At 60.5% G+C, this 20,261-nt stretch carries 18 protein-coding genes and 1 pseudogene; 8 read left to right on the top strand and 11 right to left on the bottom strand.

The features are described 5' to 3' along the window. Positions 1 to 44: 44 nt before the first annotated feature. Genes tusC through B7L71_RS02120 form a run of 3 tightly spaced genes read left to right on the top strand, consistent with a single transcriptional unit; the run spans position 45 to position 1,060 of the window. Positions 45 to 407 carry a sulfurtransferase complex subunit TusC gene (gene tusC, locus B7L71_RS02130; RefSeq protein ID WP_081135660.1) on the top strand — a complete coding sequence of 121 codons (363 nt, stop codon included), beginning with the start codon at positions 45 to 47 and terminating at the stop codon, positions 405 to 407. A gap of 13 nt (positions 408 to 420) precedes the next feature. After that, entirely contained in the window at positions 421 to 708 is a 288-nt protein-coding gene (tusB, locus tag B7L71_RS02125; protein WP_081135658.1) for a sulfurtransferase complex subunit TusB, read from the top strand. A 1-nt stretch (position 709) separates the two neighbouring features. Then, positions 710 to 1,060, top strand: coding sequence for a TusE/DsrC/DsvC family sulfur relay protein (locus B7L71_RS02120; protein WP_081135655.1), 351 nt, complete (start codon positions 710 to 712; stop codon positions 1,058 to 1,060). Between the two features lie 27 nt (positions 1,061 to 1,087). Here B7L71_RS02120 and B7L71_RS02115 read toward each other — a convergent pair whose 3' ends face one another. Both B7L71_RS02115 and B7L71_RS02110 read right to left on the bottom strand, forming a co-directional pair. After that, positions 1,088 to 1,720 (bottom strand): helix-turn-helix domain-containing protein, encoded by a 633-nt coding sequence (locus B7L71_RS02115; RefSeq protein ID WP_016913860.1) that lies wholly within the window; start codon positions 1,718 to 1,720, stop codon positions 1,088 to 1,090. Positions 1,721 to 1,805: 85 nt separating this feature from the next. Beyond that, positions 1,806 to 2,747, bottom strand: coding sequence for a histone deacetylase family protein (locus B7L71_RS02110; protein WP_081135652.1), 942 nt, complete (start codon positions 2,745 to 2,747; stop codon positions 1,806 to 1,808). A 107-nt stretch (positions 2,748 to 2,854) separates the two neighbouring features. Between B7L71_RS02110 and B7L71_RS02105 the strand changes: the two are divergent. Beyond that, positions 2,855 to 5,603, top strand: a pseudogene (locus B7L71_RS02105) (bifunctional acetate--CoA ligase family protein/GNAT family N-acetyltransferase). A 56-nt stretch (positions 5,604 to 5,659) separates the two neighbouring features. On the opposite strand, the gene pdxH reads toward B7L71_RS02105, so the two are convergent. After that, positions 5,660 to 6,304: a pyridoxamine 5'-phosphate oxidase gene (gene pdxH, locus B7L71_RS02100; RefSeq protein ID WP_016913857.1), complete on the bottom strand. Its 645-nt coding sequence runs from the start codon at positions 6,302 to 6,304 to the stop codon at positions 5,660 to 5,662. A 165-nt stretch (positions 6,305 to 6,469) separates the two neighbouring features. On the opposite strand from pdxH, the gene B7L71_RS02095 reads away from it, so the two are divergent. After that, entirely contained in the window at positions 6,470 to 7,162 is a 693-nt protein-coding gene (locus B7L71_RS02095; RefSeq protein ID WP_081135650.1) for a cytochrome b/b6 domain-containing protein, read from the top strand. Positions 7,163 to 7,164: 2 nt separating this feature from the next. On the opposite strand, the gene B7L71_RS02090 is transcribed toward B7L71_RS02095, so the two are convergent. From B7L71_RS02090 to B7L71_RS02080, 3 genes are read right to left on the bottom strand one after another with little or no spacing between them, the layout of a single operon-like run. Next, entirely contained in the window at positions 7,165 to 7,560 is a 396-nt protein-coding gene (locus tag B7L71_RS02090; protein ID WP_016913855.1) for a DUF2069 domain-containing protein, read from the bottom strand. Beyond that, on the bottom strand, positions 7,557 to 8,186 hold the full coding sequence (wrbA, locus tag B7L71_RS02085) for an NAD(P)H:quinone oxidoreductase (protein ID WP_016913854.1): 630 nt from the start codon (positions 8,184 to 8,186) through the stop codon (positions 7,557 to 7,559). Before wrbA ends, B7L71_RS02090 begins: the two co-directional genes overlap by 4 nt. Beyond that, a complete protein-coding gene (locus B7L71_RS02080; RefSeq protein WP_081135647.1) occupies positions 8,183 to 8,728 on the bottom strand; it encodes a gamma-glutamylcyclotransferase family protein in 546 nt (181 codons plus the stop codon). Before B7L71_RS02080 ends, wrbA begins: the two co-directional genes overlap by 4 nt. A 137-nt stretch (positions 8,729 to 8,865) precedes the next feature. Between B7L71_RS02080 and smrA the strand changes: the two genes are divergently transcribed. After that, complete coding sequence (gene smrA, locus B7L71_RS02075; RefSeq protein WP_016913852.1) at positions 8,866 to 9,456, top strand: DNA endonuclease SmrA; 591 nt, start codon at positions 8,866 to 8,868, stop codon at positions 9,454 to 9,456. Positions 9,457 to 9,515: 59 nt separating this feature from the next. Here smrA and B7L71_RS02070 read toward each other — a convergent pair whose 3' ends face one another. The 4 genes from B7L71_RS02070 to metH all read right to left on the bottom strand — a co-directional run bounded on the left by B7L71_RS02070 (position 9,516) and on the right by metH (position 16,856). Next, positions 9,516 to 10,058 carry a DUF934 domain-containing protein gene (locus tag B7L71_RS02070; RefSeq protein WP_081135645.1) on the bottom strand — a complete coding sequence of 181 codons (543 nt, stop codon included), beginning with the start codon at positions 10,056 to 10,058 and terminating at the stop codon, positions 9,516 to 9,518. Further along, entirely contained in the window at positions 10,045 to 11,703 is a 1,659-nt protein-coding gene (locus tag B7L71_RS02065; RefSeq protein WP_016913850.1) for a nitrite/sulfite reductase, read from the bottom strand. Before B7L71_RS02065 ends, B7L71_RS02070 begins: the two co-directional genes overlap by 14 nt. 138 nt (positions 11,704 to 11,841) lie before the next feature. Continuing rightward, entirely contained in the window at positions 11,842 to 13,161 is a 1,320-nt protein-coding gene (locus B7L71_RS02060; protein ID WP_081135643.1) for an MATE family efflux transporter, read from the bottom strand. After that, positions 13,161 to 16,856 carry a methionine synthase gene (gene metH, locus B7L71_RS02055; protein ID WP_081135641.1) on the bottom strand — a complete coding sequence of 1,232 codons (3,696 nt, stop codon included), beginning with the start codon at positions 16,854 to 16,856 and terminating at the stop codon, positions 13,161 to 13,163. The genes B7L71_RS02060 and metH overlap by 1 nt, the downstream gene beginning before the upstream one ends. Positions 16,857 to 17,094: 238 nt before the next feature. Here metH and nfuA point away from each other — a divergent pair, with 238 nt between their 5' ends. Continuing rightward, entirely contained in the window at positions 17,095 to 17,700 is a 606-nt protein-coding gene (gene nfuA, locus B7L71_RS02050; protein WP_016913846.1) for a Fe-S biogenesis protein NfuA, read from the top strand. A gap of 89 nt (positions 17,701 to 17,789) precedes the next feature. Here the strand turns inward: nfuA and B7L71_RS02045 are convergent, their stop codons facing one another. Further along, on the bottom strand, positions 17,790 to 18,806 hold the full coding sequence (locus B7L71_RS02045) for a DNA-binding protein (protein WP_081135639.1): 1,017 nt from the start codon (positions 18,804 to 18,806) through the stop codon (positions 17,790 to 17,792). 220 nt (positions 18,807 to 19,026) lie between these two features. Between B7L71_RS02045 and B7L71_RS02040 the strand changes: the two genes are divergently transcribed. Further along, on the top strand, positions 19,027 to 20,244 hold the full coding sequence (locus B7L71_RS02040; protein ID WP_081135636.1) for a site-specific integrase: 1,218 nt from the start codon (positions 19,027 to 19,029) through the stop codon (positions 20,242 to 20,244). The last annotated feature ends 17 nt before the right edge of the window (positions 20,245 to 20,261 follow it).

The following is a 20,261-nucleotide window of genomic DNA, read 5'->3' as shown; positions in this document are numbered from 1 at the left end:
AGCAGCAGTGTGATCGCCTGATCACCTTTGCCTAGGAGCCATTGATGAGCACTTCTCAACGTCTGGTGATCATTCGTCATGGGCCCCATGCGTCCAACGCCTTGCGTGAAGGGCTGGATGTGGCCCTTGTGGCGGCGGCATTTGGTGAAGAGGTGGGTCTGCTGTTCATGGGGCAGGGGGTGTTTGCGCTGCTCAAGGAGCAGGGGGCTGGTGCGCCGGGCCAGAAAGCGACGCTGCCGACGATGAACATGCTGGAAATGTACGACATCAACGACCTGTGGGTGCCCCAAGAAGCGCTGGACGAGCTGAGCTTGACGCCCGATCACCTGCGGGAAGGGGTCAAGTGCTTGCCAGCAGCGGAGCTGCCTGCGCTGTTGGCACGTCATGAACAGGTACTCACCTTTTAATGGGCGACATACGATGCTGCATATAGTCAACAAACCACCTGAGCACAGCGCCGCACACCAGATGCTGGCAGTCGTTTCCCCGGGTGACACGGTGCTGCTCATCGAAGACGCCGTTCAGGCCGTGCTGCACGATGCCTGGCAGGGCTGGCGCATGGAAGGCGTGGAAGTGCTGGCGCTGCATGACGATGTGGTAGCCCGCGGGTTGAGTGGATATGCATCTGCATCTGACAAGCCGTTGGCAGATATGCCAATGTTTGTCAGCTTGACCGAACAGCACCCGCAGATCTTGACGTGGTATTGATATGAGTAATGAAGATTTATACCGTTATCTTGATTCGGCTAAAACAATCCAACTCGACCCTGAGGGCTATCTAGTAGAGCAAAGCCAGTGGTCAGAAGAAGTAGCGGAGTGGCTGGCTAACGACGAAGGCATGTCGTTGACGGAGGAACACTGGGAAATCATCCATGTGGTACGAGACTTCTATGCCCGTTACGAGATGGCACCTGCCATGCGCCCGTTGGTCAAGGCCACCACACAAGCACTGGGAGCAGAAAAAGGGCGCTCGATCTATCTGATGACGCTCTTTCCCGGCAGCCCGCCGAAACGTATTGCGCGGATTGCTGGCTTGCCCAAGCCGACCAACTGTCTTTGAACGAGCGCCTGCTGATCATGGCAGGCGCTATACCAGGTCTCCTCGCGTACAAACCGAGAGCACCACGGCATCGTCCTGGCTGGTCGACACCAGCGCGTGGCCCATGTCGCTATCGAAATAGATGCTGTCACCCTCTGCCAGTACCAACGGAGCATAGAACTCGGTGTACAGCATGATATCGCCATGCAATACCATCAAAAACTCTTCGCCGTCGTGACGCACCCACTGATGATATTCGTCAAAGCTACGGGCGCGCACGATGGTCTTGAACGGGATCATGCGCTTTTGCGCCAACTGATGCCCCAGTAGCTCGTGCTCGTAGGTGGGGGTGGGGTGCAGCTGCCCTTTGCCTTTGCGGGTAAGATCACGACGGCCCATGGTGTAGCGCTCACGCTTGGGCGGCGTAAACAGCTGCGGCAGATCGATATTCAAACCGCTGATCAGCTTCTGGACCACGCTAAAAGTTGGCGAGACCTGATCATTTTCGATCTTGGACAGCGTCGAACGAGCAATGCCGGTACGTTGGCTCACATCTTCCAGCGTCCATTGGTTGGCCAAACGGATCTGCTTCAGCCGCTCACCCAGGCGCAGCGGCTCGACAAAAGGTTTTCGCCCTGAGGCAATGCGCAGCGCGGCATGCTCTTCGGAGGTCGCGGTCATAAAGGTCACGTAGTGAGAGCGTCAATGAGTGAGAACGTCAACGAGAGCCGCATGGTACCACAGCCGAAAGGGGCACGGTGGCGCCCTAGGGCGTATCGGTGAAAGGTAACCCCAACAGGGCCTTGAGATGCGCTTCACTGCTGCTGGCCAGCGAGGTCAGGTTATAGCCGCCTTCCAGCACGGAGACCACGCGGTTGTCGGCATACAGGGCGGCTATCTCCATGGCCAGGTGCGTCACCCAGTAAAAGTCCTCGTCTTCCAGGCATAGGTCGCCCATGGGATCCTCGCGGTGAGCATCGAACCCCGCCGAGAGCATCACCAGGTCCGGTTTGAACGCATGCAGCGCTGGTAGCCACTGGCGTTCGATGGCAGTGCGAAACGCCGCGCTGTCGGTACCGGCCTCCAGCGGGGTGTTGACCACGTTCTGCCACTCGCTACGCAAGTAACGCCATGGATAGAAGGGATACTGGAAGCTGGTACAGACCAGCACATCGGGGTCATTCTTGAAAATATCGATGGTGCCGTTGCACTGATGGACATCGAAATCGAGTATGGCGATACGCCGAGCGCCATATTTTTCGCGGGCATGGGCAGCGCCCACCGCCACGTTGTTGTAGAAACAGAAGCCCATGGCGTCGGCAGCTTCCGCATGGTGCCCAGGGGGGCGGACCGCACAAAACACATTGTCTGCCTGTCGTTTGTAAACCTGATCGACGCCACGAATCACCGCTCCGGCCGCCACTCTGGCCGCTTTCAAGCTATCTGGGTTCATCATGGTATCGCTGTCCAGCGTCACGATTCCCTCATCGGGCACGCACTTTCCCAGCGCTTTCAGGTGGCGTAGGGGGTGCACCCGTGCAAGCACCTCATCATCCGCTTCCTTGGCATCCCCCTGCATGGTTTGCTGCAGCAGCCCGCTCAGTGACAGGCGTGCACGAATGGCTTCCAATCGCTCAGGGCTTTCGGGATGTTCCGGCCCCATATGGTGCAATACGCAGTGGGGGTGGGTAAGGTAGGCGGTAATCATGCAAGTGCTCCGGTGACAGTAAAGCCACCTTAATCGCCCCGAGGGCTTGCGCAACAGTGTCAATAAGTCGTACACATGTAGGAACCCATGCCAGAGGAGATGCCTTCGTGAGCACACGCTTTCTGCACCATTTTTTCGAGCCTCGCTCCATTGCCGTGTTTGGGGCGTCTGAAAAGCCTGAATCGCTGGGTGGGCTCGTGTTGGGCAACGTGCAGGAGGCGGGCTTTAAAGGTGCGCTATGGGCGGTGAACCTGAGGGGCTACGACAGCGTGTTTGGAGTCAAATGCGTCAGAAATGTCGACGAGCTGCCGGAAGTCCCTGACCTGTGTGTCATCTGCTCGCCTATCGAGGGCGTGCCTCGTTTGATCCGTAAGCTGGGCAAGTTTGGCGCCAAGGCCGCGCTGGTGCTGTCAGGCGGCGCCTATCTGGACCGCGAGGAGGGCGACAAGGGGTCGATTCGTCAACGCATGCTGCAGGCCGCTCGGGAATCCGGCATCCGAGTACTGGGCCCGGAGTGCATGGGGCTGATCGTGCCTGGCAAAAAGCTCAACGCCTCTTATGCCAGCCAACCTATCAAGGCCGGGCGGGTCGCGTATCTGGGCCAGTCCGGCATGTTGGCCAATGCGATGATCGACTGGGCAGCCGGGCGGGACGTGGGCTTTTCCCATCTGATTACCGTGGGTGACAGCGTCGATGTGCTGCTGCCGGATTTGATCGACTACGTGAATCAGTATTCACCGGCCCAGGCCATCCTGCTGCACCTCGAACGGGTCACCGACGCCCAGCACTTCATGACCTCCGTGCGGGATGCCTCGCGCAACCGGCTGGTGGTGGCGATCAAGAGTGGTCGAACCCCGCAATCGGATATTTCCGGCATGCCGCCGACGCCGGGTATCGCCAATCGTGACGTAGTGTTCGATGCTGCCTTTGCCAGGGCAGGGGTAGTACGAGTGAATGATTCGGACGAGATGCTGGATGCGCTGGAAACGCTGTCGCGCATGAAGCCGCTGCGCGGAGACCGCCTGGCCATCGTGTCCAACGGCCTGGGCCCTGCCATGCTGGCCATCGACAAGCTGATGAGTGCCGGAGGAACGCTGGCCGAGTTCGACGCCGACACCCAGGCGGCACTGCACAAGAACCGGGTCGACATAAGCAAACCGGGCGAAAAACCCGGGTGGACCTGGGGGGCAACGCCACGCCGGAGCGTTTTGTCGAGGCGCTGCAAATCGTCACCGCAGACCCCAATGTCGATGCGGTGCTGGTGGTTCACGCCCCCACTCGGCTTGCACCGTCGGTGACCACTGCCCAGGCGCTGATCGATCACCGCAAATCCTTCAAGCGCAACCTGCTGACCAGTTGGATGGGGCTCAAGGAAGCCCTCAATGCCCGCCATGTCTGCAATCTGGCAGGGATACCCACCTACACGTCGCCAGAAAAAGCGGTCAAGGCCTTCATGCACATGGTCGACTATCAGCGGGTGCAGGCGCTACTGCATGAGATTCCACCCAGCCTGCCGTTTTCCACCAGTCCGGCCATTCGCGCCGAGTGCCGTGCCCTGATCAAACACGCCAAGGAGCAGGGGCGGCAAACGCTGACCCACTCGGAAACCGCCCAGGTATTGGAAGCCTACGGTATCCCCACGGCAGAGAGTGTCTACCTTCAGTCGCCGGAAGAAGCCTTGCAGGTAGCAGAGCGCTTCCCGGGGCCCAAGGCGTTGAAAGTGATTCACGACGGCAACTGCCGACCCTATCGTTATCGCAAACATCCTCACAAGCTGTCCGCAGGCCTGTTGCAGGACCTCGAAAGCGCCCAGCAGGTGGCCGATGGCGTGCGCCAACTGGGTGACAAGGTCCGCGAGAAATTCCCTGAACACAGCGTGCGTGAGTACTGCCTTCAGCCCATGCAGCGAGGCAAGCACTCCATGCAGATTTGTGCCGGCATCACCCGAGATCCGGTGTTCGGTCCGCTGATCGTGTTTGGCATTGGGGGCTACAAGGTCAACGTGCTGGCGGATCGGCAGGTGGCCCTGCCGCCACTGAACATGAGCCTGGCCTCGGATGTGGTCGGCCGCACCCATGCCGCCTCGCTGATCCGTGAACACTCTGCCGACCCCGAGCGGGACATCCAGCGGCTCTGCCAGCTGCTGGTCAAGCTGTCACAGATGGCCTCCGACCTGACCGATCTGCGTGGCCTGGAACTCAACCCGCTGCTGCTCAACCGGGACGGCATGCTGGCGGTGGATTTTGCCATGGATTTGGGCACTCCCGCGCGGTTTGCCATCATGCCGTACCCGGAAGAGCTGCGGGAATGGGTTTCCCTCAAAAACGGTTGGCAGGTGGAAGTGCGGCCAATTCGAGCAGAAGATGCGCCGCTGATCACCGCCTTTCACCGGCAGCTGTCGGAGGAGAGCATCCGTTTTCGCTATTTTCACAACAAGTCCAGCCTGACTCAGCGTGACCTCTCGATTCTCTCGCATATCAATTATGACCGGCAGATGGCTTTCATTGCCGAGCATCAGCACGACGATGGCAGCAAGGAGATGCTGGGGTGGTGCGGGTGTGGAACGACCCTGACAATATTCGCACCGAGTTCTCGATCATCATTCGCGATGATGTGCAGGGCCTGGGGATTGGTAGCCTGCTGATGAAGAAAATGATCGATTACTGCACCAGCATTGGTACCCTGGAAATGATCGGCAAGATCATGGTGGACAACCACCCCATGCGGGCGCTGATGAAGCATTTGGGGTTTCGCTGCCGCTATAACATGGAGGAGCAGGTAATCGATGCCGTGCTGAGACTCAACGAGCCAGATAGCGAATGGCAGCGCCACCGCCTGGAGAGCCTGCCGGATTAAGGGCGGCTACTGCCTGAGGAGCGGCCTTCTCAGGCAAGGTGACATGGAAAGCGACGTCAGGGTGCCAGGCGGAAGCGGCTCCACTCGCCACCGTCGCGACGCTCGTAGCGCAGGCGGTCGTGCAGGCGGCTTGGCTGGCCTTGCCAGAACTCGATCATTTCAGGATTGACCCGGTAACCTCCCCAGTGAATCGGGCGCGGAATCGTCTGGCCCTCATACGCCTGCTCGAAGCGCTTCTGACGCTCCTCGATCCAGTTGCGGTCAGGAATCACCACGCTCTGGGTGGCAATCCATGCGCCCAGCTGGCTGCCCCGAGGGCGGCTTGAGAAGTACTCGTCTGATTCTGCTGCTGGAACCTGCTGGACAGGCCCTTCGATACGCACCTGTCGCGACAACGACGGCCACCAGAAGGTGAGTGCCGCGTAAGGCACGTTATTGAGTTCGCTGCCTTTGTGGCTGTGGTAGTTGGTAAAAAACACCATGCCCTGAGCATCGAAGCCCTTGAGCAGTACCACGCGGGCATGAGGGCGCCCCTGGCTATCCACCGTGGCCAGGGTCATGGCGTTGCCATCCTGGCCTTCCTCTTCCAGGGCAAGGCTGAACCACTCATCGAACAGCACAAACGGGTCGCTGGGGGCGGCGGCTTCTTCCAGACGTCCACCTTCGTAGTCGCGCCTGACATCGGCAATGTTACGTGTCATGAGCGGATCTCCCTTGCTTTCATCAATTGTATGCGGGTTATGTTCGCTGGTCTGTGCGTAAAGCTCAAGCATTGATCATGCCTCGCTTTGCTACCTGCGCTTGTGACGGCGATAGCAACGTGGATAATGAGACCCCTTGCCAGCGCCATGACAGAGGAACGGGGAATGCAGAAAGAGACAAGACGCATTGCAGTATGGGATGTACTGATACGCCTGTGCCACTTGGCCTTGCTGGTCGCGGTCGCCCTGGCCTTTTACACGACCAAAACCGATGGGGCGCCGTTTCTGTTTCCCATCGAGGTACATGCTCAGGCGGGTTATGTGATTCTAGGGCTGGTCGTCTTCCGCGTACTGTGGGGGCTGGTGGGCAGTCGCTACGCTCGTTTCTCTACCTTTCTCTACTCTCCGGCGCGTACTACCGACTATGTCCGTGCGCTGATGAAGCGCCAGGAGCCACGCTATGCCAGCCACAACCCGTTGGGCGGCTGGATGGTCGTGCTGCTGCTGTTGAGTCTTGGCTTTCAAGCCCTCAGCGGCCTGTTCCTGAGTGACGATATCTTCTTCCAGGGGCCGCTGAACGGCTGGATCGAACGTGACCTCAGCCGCGATCTCGCCAGGCTGCACGCCCTGAACAGTGATTTGCTGTTGATATTGATCGGCGTGCATGTGGCCGGGGTGGCGCTGCATGGTGCCAAGGGGGAAGGGCTGATGGCCGCCATGGTCACTGGCGTAAAACGCTTTGCCCGGCCGCCCGTGGATGAAGCACCCGCCGTTCACTCGGCGGCTACCCAGCGGCTGTGTGCCGTCGGCGCGCTGCTGGTGGCGGCGGGTGTCAGTGGTTGGCTGTGGTTTGCGTAAGATCAGCCTTTCAGGTGCTGCTGACGGCTACGGAAACGCGCGTAGCCCATGCAGCCGGTGAATAGCGCCAGTGCCACGATGGCTTCCAGCACGCCGCGCAGGCCTTGCCCTGGCAGCGTGGCCAGCATGACCCCTTGGGTGAAGTAGAGCAGGCTGACGAAGGCCAGCCAGGCATGGCCGCGCGCACGCTGGCCAATGATCGAGGGCAAGAACAGTAGCAGCGGCAGAATGAACGCCACCACCGGCCGCCAGTTGAATTCATCCCCTTGAATGAAGAACCCACGATAGATGACCAATAGCATCAGCAACGCGAAACTCCCCAGCACCAGCTGGCGGGAGTAGCGGGTCAACGTATCCAGCCCGTGGCGCTGTTCCAGACCATCCAGCCACTGTCTCATGAAGCCTCCTTGCGGCGCATTGCTTCGAGTGCCATGGCCAGCCGGGCAATACGTTTGCCTTGTGCTCGGCACAGCGCGCGTTCGTCGGCATCCACCGGGCGGTCACTGCGGGCGCCCGCCACGTGGCTCGCCCCGTAGGGAGTTCCGCCGGTTTGGGTGCTCAGTAGCTCGGTCTCGCTGTAAGGCACGCCTGCGTACACCATGCCATGGTGCAGCAGGGGCACCAGCATGCTCAGCAGCGTGCTCTCCTGGCCACCGTGAAGGCTGGAGGTCGAGGTGAAGGCACAGGCGGGTTTATCGATCAGTGCACCATTCATCCAGAGGTTGCTGGTGCTGTCCAGGAAGTACTTCAAAGGGGCGGCCATGTTGCCAAAGCGGGTCGGGCTGCCCAATGCCAGCGCGCTGCAGTGGCGTACATCGTCCAGCGTGGCGTAAACCGCGCCTTCTTGCGGAATCTCGGGATCGACGGCCTCGCAGGTGGTCGATACTGGCGGCACCGTGCGCAGGCGCGCTTCGATGCCTGCCACGCTTTCCACGCCGGCGGCCAGCTGTCGTGCCATCTCTGCCGTCGCGCCTGAACGAGAGTAGTAGAGAATCAATACATAAGGGGTAGCATCGCTGCTCATGGTCGCTCCTGAAGGGGCCTGAAATAGGCAAGGACGCTGCCTGGGGTTGGCGGCGTCGTCAAAGATGTGGGGTATGTTACCAGAGCGGCCAGGTCGACAGGAGGGGCAAGCCAACGTTGCCCGAGGGTTGGCAAGCGCACGTATACCCAAGCCTGCTGCCCGTTGGCCAGCGGCTGTTTGATGCGGTTATAGCGCACCCCCAGCCGTTCGTAGCGGTCCAGCCTTTCCAACTGATCTGCCGTCACGGTCAACAGCAGCCCCTCCACGTGGGCCGCTGGGTTAGGCGCCAGGTCGAGGCCCCGGCGTTCGAAGCCCGGTAGCCGTGCTTCGCTTGGATCGCCGGACGCGCCCATGACCGCCCAGCGCACCGGCCAGTAGCGCAGCGTGCCATAGACGAACACCTGGTGCGTGCGCGGTTCGACCTCGGCCACGCTATCGGGGCGTTCATAAAACCAGGGGCTCAGCATGGTCAGCCACAGCCACCCGGCCATGCCGATCAACAATAGCCCCATGGCCCACAGCCCGCGTTTGACCCAAACCATGGGCATCACTCCTCAGGTTGCAAATCTCTCAGCTTGAACGGCGTGACGACACAAGACAAGTCTTAAGCAATATCGCGGGGTTTGCTACGATGGTAGAGAGTAGCGTGGCACTCTATAGCTGACGAAAGGAGCCTGATATGAGTCAGTCACTTCGGGATGAGTTGGATTTCCGTTCGCTGGTCGGCGAGGTAACGCCGCTGGCCAAGCGAAACCGTGCCGATACAGGCCCTCGGCGGCAAACGCCCTCCGAGGCGCAGCTGGCCAGACGCGAGAGCGCCGCTCAGCGCTTCGATGAGCGCAATTTTCTGTCCGACGACTTTGTCGATCTGCTGCCTCCTTTCGACCCCATCGAGTTTCGCCGTGAGGGAACCCAGCAGGGCGTGGTCGATAAGTTGAAGCACGGCGGTTACAGCGTTCAAGCTCAGCTTCACCTGCTGCGCAGGCCTTTGGCGGAGTGTCGGCGCATGCTGTTTCCGTTCATTCAGGAGGCCTATGCCCACGACTTGCGCTCGGTGCTGATCGTGCATGGGCGTGGCCGCGAGCTGGATAGCCCAGCCAACGTATTACGCTCTTATATCGCCAAGTGGCTGACTCAGTTCGACGAAGTGCAGGCATATGTCTCCGCCCAACCGTCGGAGGGTGGGTTAGGCGCCACATGGGTGATGCTGCGCAAGAGCGATCGCGCCAAGGCCCACAATCGAGAGCGCCAGCAGAAACGGCGCGGCTGAACGCAAAAACGCCGACAGGGGCTGCCCCGGTCGGCGTTTGTTTTAGCGGATGGCCGCGCCTAGTGGCTGGCGGTCAAACGCTTCTCGAACAGCGCCTGACGCTCTTCGACGTCCGTCTGGTAGCGAACGCTGAAGGCGTTGAGGGCACGCAGGGCGTCTTCGGGGTGCTGATCATCCCGGAGGGCCATGGTCGAAAACCCGCAGCGGCGCATGTAATCGAGCTGGTCGACCAGCACGTCACCGACCGCACGAATTTCCCCCGTAAAGCCGTAACGTTCCCGCAGCAGGCGGGCAATGGTGTAACCACGGCCATCGGTAAAGGCAGGAAAGTCGACGGCAACGGCAGGCGCTGTGTCGAGGACGCTGGCCAGCTCGGCGTTCAGCTCGGTATCGCTGGCCAGCAGGGGGGCCAGTTCCGCATCTTCCTTGTTTGCCTGCCAGAGCGCCAGCGGCACGAAAGCAGGACGCTGCTCGGGCAGCGCGTCGGCATCGTAGGAAACGCACCAGGCATTCTCAGCGGCCAATTCACCGTTGTCGATCAGGTGATCCACGTGCACCGGCGCCTGTGGCAGCGCCTCGGCGTGAGTGTCATTGCTGGGCATAAACACGCTCCTTGAAGGGTTTCAGGCCGATGCGACGGTAGGTATCCAGGAAGCGCTCATCTTCGTGGCGCTCGGCCACGTACACTTCCAGCACTTTCTCGACCACACCCGGCACGTCTTCGCGGAAGAAGGAGGGGCCGAGAATCTTGCCTAACGAAGCATCATCGGTGGCGTTACCGCCAATCGAGATCTGGTAATACTCTTCGCCTTTCTTGTCGACACCCAGAATGCCGATATGGCCCACGTGGTGGTGACCACAGGCGTTCATGCAGCCGGAGATGTTCAGGTCCAGCGGCCCCAGGTCGTAAAGGAAGTCGAGGTCCTCGAAACGCTCCTGGAGCGCCTGGGCGATGGGGATCGACACCGCATTGGCAAGGCCGCAGTAATCACCGCCGGGGCAGCAGATGATATCGTTGAGCGTGCCTACCGTGGGGTTGGCCATGCCCAGCGCGTCCAGCTCGTTCCAGAGTGCTTCGATCTCGTCGACGGGCACGTCCGAGAGCACCAGGTTCTGTTCATGGGTAACACGTACTTCACCGAAGCTGTAACGGTCTGCCAGGTCGGCAACGGCGTCCATCTGGTCGGCGGTCACGTCGCCAGGCGCGTGCTCACGGCGCTTGAGCGATAGCGTCACGGCCTTGTAGCCCGGCACCTTGTGGTCGGTCACGTTGTTGGTGACGAAACGCGCAAAACTGCGGTTTTCACTGCGCAGCTGTTCGTAGGCGTCGATGGCGCTCTCGCTGACAGGGCGGCGCTCGGGCTCCGGGAAGTGTACCTTGGCGGCATCCACGGCGGCCTGGTTCAGCGTTTGCGGGCCATCCTTCAGGTGGGCCCACTCTTCATCGACGCGGCGACGGAACTCTTCGATACCCAGCGCCTTGACCAGGATCTTGATGCGCGCCTTGAACTTGTTGTCGCGGCGGCCAAACTGGTTGTACACCCGTACACAGGCTTCCAGGTAGGTCAGCAGGTGCTGCCAGGGCAGGTCATGGCGGACCACGTCACCAATCATCGGCGTACGTCCCAGGCCACCGCCTGCCAGTACCGAAATGCGCAGCTCACCTTCGTCGTTGCGCCACAGGCGCAGGCCAATATCGTGCACCTGAATGGCTGCACGGTCCTGAGCGGCGCCGGTGACGGCGATCTTGAACTTACGCGGCAGGTAAGCGAATTCGGGGTGCAGCGTCGACCATTGGCGAATCAGCTCGCACCAGGGGCGCGGGTCTTCCACTTCATCGTTGGCGATACCCGCAAACTGGTCACTGGTGGTATTACGGATACAGTTGCCGCTGGTCTGGATGGCGTGCATCTGCACCTTGGCCAGTTCTGCCAGGATGTCCGGCACGTCTTCCAGGGCGGGCCAGTTCAGCTGGAGGTTCTGGCGCGTGGTGAAGTGGCCATAGCCACGGTCGTAGCGACGGGTGATCTCCGCCAGCGCGCGCAGCTGATAGCCCGCCAGCATGCCGTAGGGAATGGCAATGCGCAGCATTGGGGCATGCTTTTGAATGTAGAGCCCGTTCTGCAACCGCAGGGGGCGGAACTCTTCTTCTCCCAAACGCCCTGCGCGGTAGCGTTCCATCTGGTCGCGGAACTGAGCGACGCGCTCATCGACCAGCGTCTGGTCGTGAATATCATAACGGTACATGTGGCACGATCCTGCTAAAAGCGAAATGGTCACGTCGGGACGGACGGTACTGTGCCGCCACCTTAACGCGGGCGTCATATTCTACAAAAGAATATATAATTATCTTTTTATCGTTAAATGCTATTAATGGGTTTGCGCTCAGGCATTGGCCTTGAGGCTATGGGCCAGCCAGCGTCGTCGCTGCCATACCCATAAAAAACTGCCGGAATTGAGTAGCCGATAGCATAGCTGACTCAGCCATACGCCGACCAGCCCGTAGCCCATGACGATGCCGACCCACCAGGCCAAGGGTAGAAATACCAGCCACTGCATGCCCAGCGTCAACAGCATCACGGTACGTTGTGCGCCCGCTCCCATCAACGCCTGGGCCAGCACCAGGGCAGCCGCATCCAGCACGATCATCAGGGCGGTAATGCGTAGCGGCAGTGTCCCAAGTTCGAGCAGCGCCGGATCCGTAAAAAAGATCGCCAGAATCTGCGCGGGAAACAGCAGCATGGGCAGCGCCAGTATACTCAACATCATGGCCGCGACGCGAAGGGCGTCCAGCCCCCAGCGATGTGCCTCGCGCTGATCGTCACGCCCCAGGGCTTCGCCCACCAGGCTCATGGCAGCCACGCCAATACCCACACCGGGCAGAATCAGCAGCAGAGAGAGGTTCACCAGCACATGGCCTAGCGCCACGCTGGAGGTACCCAACCGCCCCAGCAGCCAGAACAGTACCACATAGCCCGCGGCAAACCAGAGCTGTTGAAGGGAGTGGGGGAAGGCCAGCCGGACGGTTTGCCATAGGGCCGCCAACGGCAAGGGCTGCCACGTAATGCGCGCCCACAGCGTTACCCAGGCCCAGGCCAGCAGACCCAGCAGCAGTGAAAGGCTGGTGCCCATGGCCGCGCCATTGGTGCCCAGCGCAGGCAAGCCTGCCAACCCGTAAATCAGCCCTGCGCTGAGCAGCACGTTGACCAGATGCACCGCCATGACAATACGCAAATACAGGTGGGTGTGCTGAAGCCCGTTCCAGTAGCCCCTCAGGCAGAGGGTTATGGCGATCACCACAAGCGACAGTACCCGCCAGCGAAAGTAGTCGACGGCCACCTGCGAGACATCATCGGCGGGAGCGATCAGCTGTATCCACCAGGGGGCTTGCCACCATGCCCAGGCGGTCAAGGGAACCCCTACCCCCAGACTGATGAGCAGCCCGGCCTGCAAGGCAGTGGGCGCGGTGCGGCCTTCTCCGAAAGCGTGAGCGGTCTGGGATTGCACGCTTGACGAGAGGCCGAACACCAGTGCTGTCATCATGAACATGGCGTAGCCACCCAGCCCCACGCCTGCCAGAGCCTCCTCTCCCAAGTGGCCCACCAGCGCGGCATCCACCAGGTTGAGCATGCTCTGAGACAACATACCCAGCATGATCGGGAGAGCAAGGCGCACGACCTTGCTCTGACGACGAACCGGCGACATCAGCTCGGATCGTAGGAGAGCACGGGCGCCAACCAGCGCTCCATTTCTTCCAGCGACATCTGTTTGCGCTGCGCCAGCGCATCGACCTGGTCACGGGTAATCTTGCCGGTGGAGAAGTACTTCGACTGCGGATGGGCAAAGTACCAGCCGGACACCGCCGCCGCTGGCCACATGGCAAAATTCTCGGTCAGCACGAGTCCGGTATTCTTTTCGGCTTCCAACAGCCGGAACAGCGTGGCTTTTTCGGTGTGATCAGGGCAGGCAGGATAGCCGGGGGCAGGGCGGATGCCCTGGTACTTCTCGGCGATCAAGGCCTCGTTGTCCAGCGCCTCTTCCGGCACGTAGCCCCAGAACTCCTTGCGCACCCGCTCGTGGATACGCTCGGCAAAGGCCTCTGCCAAACGGTCGGTCAGTGCCTGTACCAGGATGGCATTGTAGTCATCTCCCGCCGCTTCATAGGCTTTGGAAAGCTCATCCACACCATGGCCCGTGGTGACCGCAAAGCCCCCGATCCAGTCGGCCTTGCCGCTCTCCTTGGGGGCGATGAAATCTGCCAGGCTGTAACAGATGCCGTCACGGCCTTTGGTGGTCTGTTGACGTATATGATACAGACGCTCGATGACCTGGGTGCGGGATTCGTCGGCATAGACTTCGATGACATCGTCGTCCACGCTGTTGGCAGGCCACAGGCCGATTACCCCCCGCGCCTGCACGCGTTTTTCATCGATCAGCTTGCGCAGCATCACCTGCGCATCGGCAAACAGGCTGCGCGCCGCTTCACCCACGATCTCGTCGTCGAGAATCTTCGGATATTTGCCGGCCAGTTGCCAGCTCATGAAGAAGGGCGTCCAGTCGATGCGCTCCACCAGCTCGTTCAGGTCGTAATCGTCGAAGGTCATCAACCCCAGCTGCCGGGGAGCCACAGGGGTATGCGTGGCCCAGTCGGTGCGGAAGCGCCGCTTACGGGCCTGGGTGTAGTCCAGGTCAGCGGCTTTGGGGCGGCGCTTGGCGTTGCGCTCGCGGACCTTTTTGTACTCTTCACGAATCTCGGCGACGTAGGCCGCCTTGAGGTTGGGCGCCAGCAGCTTGCCGGCTACGCCCACGGCACGGGAGGCGTCGGTGACGTAGATGACCGGGTGGTCGTACTGGGGCTCTATCTTGACGGCGGTATGCGCCTTGGAAGTCGTCGCACCGCCGATCAACAGCGGCAGGTTCATGCCGCGTCGCTGCATCTCCTTGGCCACATGGACCATTTCATCCAGCGAAGGCGTGATCAGGCCCGACAGACCGATGATATCGGCATTGTGGTCAATGGCGGCCTGGAGAATTTTCTCGGTGGGCACCATGACGCCTAGATCGATCACTTCGTAGTTGTTACACTGCAGCACCACGCCGACGATGTTCTTGCCAATATCGTGGACATCGCCCTTGACCGTGGCCATCACGATCTTGCCCTTGGCCTGGGTCTCGGCGCTTTTCTCCGCTTCGATGAACGGGATCAGATAGGCCACCGCCTGCTTCATGACGCGGGCCGACTTGACCACCTGGGGCAGGAACATCTTGCCCGCGCCAAACAGGTCGCCGACCACGTTCATGCCGTCCATCAACGGGCCTTCGATGACCTCGATGGGGCGTTCAGCCTGGGCGCGGGCCTCTTCGGTATCTTCCTCGATGAACGCCGTCACGCCTTTGACCAGCGCATGCTCGATGCGCTTGTTGACCGGCCAGCTGCGCCACTCCAGATCTTCCTTCTTGGCTGCGCCGCTGCCATCTCCCTTGTACTTGTCGGCAATGTCCAGCAACCGCTCGGTGCCATCATCGCGGCGGTTGAGCACCACGTCTTCGACGGCGTCACGCAGTTCGGCGGGCAGGTCATCATAAACCGCCAGCTGGCCGGCGTTGACGATGCCCATGGTGAGCCCGGCGCGAATCGCGTGGTAGAGGAACACCGAGTGGATGGCTTCCCGCACCGGGTTGTTGCCACGGAACGAGAACGACACGTTGGAGACGCCGCCGGAAATCATCGCATGGGGCAGGTGCTCACGGATCCACTGGGTGGCCTCGATGAAATCGACGGCGTAGTTGTTGTGCTCCTCGATGCCGGTGGCGATGGCAAAGATGTTCGGGTCGAAGATGATGTCTTCCGCCGGGAAGCCTATCTCGTCCACCAGCAGGCGGTAGGCGCGTTCACAGATTTCCACCTTGCGGGCGAAGGTATCGGCCTGGCCCTCTTCATCGAAGGCCATCACGACGATCGCCGCACCAAAACGGCGACATTTGGTGGCCTGTTCGCGGAACGCCGCTTCACCCTCTTTGAGCGAGATGGAGTTGACCACCGCCTTGCCTTGCACGCACTTCAAGCCCGCCTCGATGATGTCCCACTTGGAGGAGTCGATCATGATGGGCACCCGGGCGATGTCAGGCTCCCCGGCAATCAGGTTGAGGAAGCGCACCATGGCTTCCTGCGACTCCAACATGCCTTCGTCCATGTTGATGTCGATGATTTGCGCGCCGCTCTCGACCTGCTCCAGCGCCACTTCCAGCGCCGTGGTGAAGTCCTCTTCCACGATCAGGCGTTTGAAGCGGGCCGAGCCGGTCACGTTGGTACGCTCACCCACGTTGACGAACAGCGAGTCGGCCTCGATGTTGTAAGGCTCCAGGCCCGCCAGACGGCAGGCGCGACGGCGCTCGGGCACCTGGCGGGGCGCCATGCTGTGAACGGCCTCGGCAATGGCGCGGATATGTTCCGGCGTCGAACCACAGCAGCCGCCAATGATGTTGACCAGACCGCTCTGGGCAAACTCGCCCACGATGGCCGCCATCTCTTCTGGCGTCTGGTCGTACTCGCCGAACTCGTTTGGCAAGCCCGCATTGGGGTGTGCCGACACGAAGGTATCGGCCTTGGTGGCCAGCTCTTCCAGGTAAGGGCGCAGCTCCTCGGCGCCCAGCGCACAGTTGAGGCCCACCGAGAGGGGCTGGGCATGGCGAATGGAGTTCCAGAAGGCTTCGGTGGTTTGCCCTGACAGGGTGCGCCCGGAGGCATCGGTGATGGTCCCCGAAATCATGATCGGCAAACGATGGCCCAGATCTTCGTAAAGCTCTTCAAGGGCGTAAATGGCGGCCTTGGCATTCAGCGTGTCGAAAATGGTCTCGATCATGATCAGATCGGCACCACCCTCGATCAGCGCGTTGGCGGCTTCGTAATAATTCTCGCGCAGCTCGTCGAAGGTCACGTTGCGCTTGGCGGGGTCGTTGACGTCCGGCGACAGCGATGCGGTACGCGAGGTAGGCCCCAGCACGCCTGCCACGTAGCGGGGGATGTCGGTTTCCGCGGCCACGGCATCACACACTTCTCTGGCCAGCCGGGCAGACTCCCTGTTCAGCTCGGGCACCAGCTCTTCCATGCCATAGTCGGCCTGGGAAAGTCGTGTGCTGTTGAAGGTATTGGTTTCGATAATATCGGCGCCTGCCAGCAGGTAGTCGCGGTGGATACGGGCCACCACGTCGGGGCAGGTCAGGGCTAGCAGGTCGTTGTTGCCCTTGAGATCGGAAGGCCAGTCGCGAAAACGCTCGCCACGAAAATCCTCTTCACTGAGCTGGGCATTCTGCAGCATGGTACCCATACCGCCATCCAGAATCAGGATGCGTTGGGTCAGGCGTTGGGTAAGGGATTCAGTCAAATCACTAGCGGCCATGGCAGGGGAAGTTCTCCAGCGTCTCGGTCGAAAAGGATATTCTTGTTGTCGTCGTCATCATGGGTGAGCGGCGCTTATCATACCAAAAGGTGATCGCAAGGGCAGCAAGTAAGCCATGCCGCTCGCCCAATAGCCGACTAAAACAGTCGGGATTGTGTCGCAGCGCGGTTTTGCTTACCATAGGCGCAAATGACATGTGAAGTGGCAACGCCACTACCACGGGAGGATAACATCCCTTATGACCACGACTATCGAAGCGCCGGGCATTGATATCACGGATAGCGCACAGGGCTACCTCGCCGAGCTGCTGGAAAAGCAGAACGTCGAAGGCATTGCCGTGCGTATTTTCATTACCCAGCCGGGCACGCCTTATGCAGAAACCTGCCTGGCCTACTGCCGCCCGGGTGAAGAAGAGCCCACCGACGTCAAGCTCGAGCTTGACAAGATCAACGTGTTTCTCGACAAGAACAGCCTGGCGTTTCTTGAAGAGGCCGTGGTGGACTTCAATGCCGACCGTATGGGGGGGCAGCTGACCATCAAGGCACCCAACGCCAAGATGCCCAAGGTCAATGCGGACAGCCCGCTGGAAGACCGCATCAACTATATCCTGTACAGCGAGATCAACCCCGGGCTGGCGGCCCACGGCGGTGAGATCAAGCTGGTCGAGCTGACTGAAGACAAAATGGCCATTCTGGCCTTTGGTGGCGGTTGCCAGGGCTGTGCCGCGGTCGACCTGACCCTCAAGGATGGCGTCGAAAAAACGCTGCTGGAGCGCATCCCCGAGCTGGCGGGTATTCGTGACGTCACCGACCACACCGATACCAGCAACGCCTACTATCGCTAATGGCGGCCATGCTTGACAGCAACGCTGTCATTTAGCACTTTCCACGAACAACGCCAGGCAGCCATGCTGCTTGGCGTTGTTGTATCTGCTCACTCCTGCGATTTAGGAGCCATGGTCTCCGGCAGCGCTGCCAGCTGTGCCTGCATAGCCTCCATTCGCTGCCACAATTGTTGTTGCCACTCTTCACGCCTTGCCGATTGCTGCTGCTCGACCGTTAACGCCTGCCTTGCCTGATCGAGATTGCGCTGAGCGGTTTCCAGTGCTACTTCTAGTGTTTCCTGATGCGCCTGATGCGTTTGCAGCTGTTGCTCGAGCTTGCCGTTGTCCACCTGCAAACGGCTAACCGTATCGTTTTTATTGCGCAGCTCCTGCTCCAGCGTCTCGCTACGCTTTTCCCACTGCTGCAGACGTTTCTGCAGCGCTTTCTCTTCGTTGGCACGCTCCTGACGCAGGGTATCCAGCAACGCCATCAAACGCGCCTCGGCGGCTTCGTTACGCTGCTCTTCCTGTGCGAGGCGCTCCTCCCATGCCTGCTGACGAGCCTCCAGCTGCGCAGCGCACTCTTGCTGAGCGGCCGTCAGCGCCCGCTGGGCTTCTTGCAGGTCTGCCAGATGTTGCTCGGCATGCTCTGTGGCCTGCTGAGTCTGCTGCTGCCAGTGCCGCTCGCGGGCCTGACACTCTGCCAACTCACGATGCAGCTGCTCCAGGCGCTGCTCGGTGTGGCGCAGGTGCTCCGCCAGGGCGCTTTCTCGCTGTTCGGCATTGGCGGCCTGCTGGCGTGCTTCGGCGGCTTCCTGCTGAGCGCTCTCTACTTGCCTGTTGGCCTCTTCGCGATAGTGCGACAGTGCCTCGTTGGCCAGCTCCTGCGCTTCGCGCCATAGCTCACTGGCCACATTGACCACCACTTCCGGGACGCCCTTGGGTGGGGGAACGTCACGATTCTGCTCACGTGCCGCCCGCCAGGTGCGGAAGTGTTCGCTGATGGTGGTGAAGCTGCCGGTCCCCAGCACATCGCGTATGCGCTGCACGCTTGGCGTGTCGCCACGTGACAGCAAGGTATCGATTGCCTGCTGCACATCACCGTACTGAATGCCGTTCCGAGCCATGCCTGTTTGATCCTTGAAGTAAGCCGCGCCTGAAATGATCAGGATGGATAGTTGCTGTGCGCCATTGTCGTGTAAAAACGGCCTCAACTCAATTATTACATATTACATAAAACGTAATATTATTTATTTAAAAGAACATAAATTCAAGATTACCCATATTATCTTGAATTTATGGGGCAAAAAGGCGATGCTTAGCCCTCTGATAGCGCGAGTTACCACCATGACCAAGCCACCTGTGCCGCTCTACGACTCAACGCACCTTGCAACCTTCGCCAGCGGGCTGGAGATGGCCGAGCGGAAGGGCAGTGGCGACGTGTTTTCCGACATAGGGGGCAAGCAGGCAACAACCACCGATTCAGCAACGCCCCATGTGGCGGCCGACACCGACTATCAGGCCGTTGCGCAATGGCTGGCGGAGTACCAGGACAGCCCGCAAACCCTGAAGAGCTATCGCCGTGAAGCGGAGCGGCTGTTGCTCTGGTTGGGCAGTCAGGGGCGCGGGCTAAGGGAGGTGAACCGTGAAACACTGCGGGACTTCGAAGCATTTCTGGAAAACCCGCAGCCAAGGGAGATGTGGGTAGGGCCTTCCAAACCACGCCACCACCCGGCGTGGCGACCGTTTCGCGGCGGGCTGTCACCGGCCAGCCGACGCCAGACCCTCGTCATCCTGCAAGGGCTGTTTGGCTGGCTCGTGGAAGCAGGGTGGGTAGGCCACAACCCATTCGTGCTGATGCGCGACAAATCGCGCCGCCTCAATAACCAGACCCAACGTATCGAACGCTACCTGGAGCGACCGCTATGGGACTGGCTATGGAAGTGGCTGAATACACGCCCTATGCCCGAGGATGCACGCGGCCGCTATGAGCATGCGCGGCATCGCTTCATTTTCGGCTTTGCTTACCTATTGGCGCCGCGTATCCATGAGATGGCCAGCGCCACCATGGCCGATTTTCGGGTCAGTGAAGGGCGCTGGTGGTGGCATGTGATTGGCAAGGGCGGCAAGCAAGCGCGCATACCGCTGCCTGAGGACATGCAGGCGAGCCTGCAGCAGTGGCGCCAGGTGCTGGGCTTAGTGGGCCTGCCCGGTGTTAGCGAACATGGTCCGCTGATCCGCGCGCTGGACAAGCAGCGCGGGATCAGCGACAACCAGCTCTATCGTTTGATCAAGGAGACCTTCGGCCATGCGGCCCTGGCCCTTGAAGCAGAAGGGGGCAAGAGGGAGTATATCGATGCACTACGCAAGGCCACCCCCCACTGGCTACGCCACACTTCGATTACCCATCAAGCCCAGGCGGGTGTCAGTCTGCGCTACCTGGCAGAAAACGCCCGCCACTCAAGACTGGACACCACCAGCCTCTACCTGCACACCGAAGCCCATGAGTGGCATGAGCAGCAGCAGCGGCATCGCTTGAAAACAGCACCCCCAGAGCAGCCTTGAACCGTTATAATGTTGGC

This window comes from Halomonas sp. BC2, assembly GCF_002078115.1.
Lineage (GTDB): Bacteria > Pseudomonadota > Gammaproteobacteria > Pseudomonadales > Halomonadaceae > Vreelandella > Vreelandella stevensii.
The sequence above is the reverse complement of the archived record's forward strand: the minus strand, read 5'-3'. Positions and strand labels throughout refer to the sequence as shown.

Bases quoted from the DNA above. Each gene is read 5' to 3' on its own strand.
- smrA (WP_016913852.1), top strand. From the start codon at position 8,866: ATGAGTCAGTCACTTCGGGATGAGTTGGATTTCCGTTCGCTGGTCGGC.
- B7L71_RS02090 (WP_016913855.1), bottom strand. From the start codon at position 7,560: ATGAGACAGTGGCTGGATGGTCTGGAACAGCGCCACGGGCTGGATACG.
- tusB (WP_081135658.1), top strand. From the start codon at position 421: ATGCTGCATATAGTCAACAAACCACCTGAGCACAGCGCCGCACACCAG.
- B7L71_RS02060 (WP_081135643.1), bottom strand. From the start codon at position 13,161: ATGTCGCCGGTTCGTCGTCAGAGCAAGGTCGTGCGCCTTGCTCTCCCG.
- B7L71_RS02065 (WP_016913850.1), bottom strand. From the start codon at position 11,703: ATGTACCGTTATGATATTCACGACCAGACGCTGGTCGATGAGCGCGTC.
- B7L71_RS02080 (WP_081135647.1), bottom strand. From the start codon at position 8,728: ATGGTTTGGGTCAAACGCGGGCTGTGGGCCATGGGGCTATTGTTGATC.
- B7L71_RS02110 (WP_081135652.1), bottom strand. From the start codon at position 2,747: ATGATTACCGCCTACCTTACCCACCCCCACTGCGTATTGCACCATATG.
- B7L71_RS02120 (WP_081135655.1), top strand. From the start codon at position 710: ATGAGTAATGAAGATTTATACCGTTATCTTGATTCGGCTAAAACAATC.
- B7L71_RS02040 (WP_081135636.1), top strand. From the start codon at position 19,027: ATGACCAAGCCACCTGTGCCGCTCTACGACTCAACGCACCTTGCAACC.
- tusC (WP_081135660.1), top strand. From the start codon at position 45: ATGAGCACTTCTCAACGTCTGGTGATCATTCGTCATGGGCCCCATGCG.
- pdxH (WP_016913857.1), bottom strand. From the start codon at position 6,304: ATGACACGTAACATTGCCGATGTCAGGCGCGACTACGAAGGTGGACGT.
- B7L71_RS02095 (WP_081135650.1), top strand. From the start codon at position 6,470: ATGCAGAAAGAGACAAGACGCATTGCAGTATGGGATGTACTGATACGC.
- metH (WP_081135641.1), bottom strand. From the start codon at position 16,856: ATGGCCGCTAGTGATTTGACTGAATCCCTTACCCAACGCCTGACCCAA.
- wrbA (WP_016913854.1), bottom strand. From the start codon at position 8,186: ATGAGCAGCGATGCTACCCCTTATGTATTGATTCTCTACTACTCTCGT.
- B7L71_RS02070 (WP_081135645.1), bottom strand. From the start codon at position 10,058: ATGCCCAGCAATGACACTCACGCCGAGGCGCTGCCACAGGCGCCGGTG.
- B7L71_RS02115 (WP_016913860.1), bottom strand. From the start codon at position 1,720: ATGACCGCGACCTCCGAAGAGCATGCCGCGCTGCGCATTGCCTCAGGG.
- B7L71_RS02045 (WP_081135639.1), bottom strand. From the start codon at position 18,806: ATGGCTCGGAACGGCATTCAGTACGGTGATGTGCAGCAGGCAATCGAT.
- nfuA (WP_016913846.1), top strand. From the start codon at position 17,095: ATGACCACGACTATCGAAGCGCCGGGCATTGATATCACGGATAGCGCA.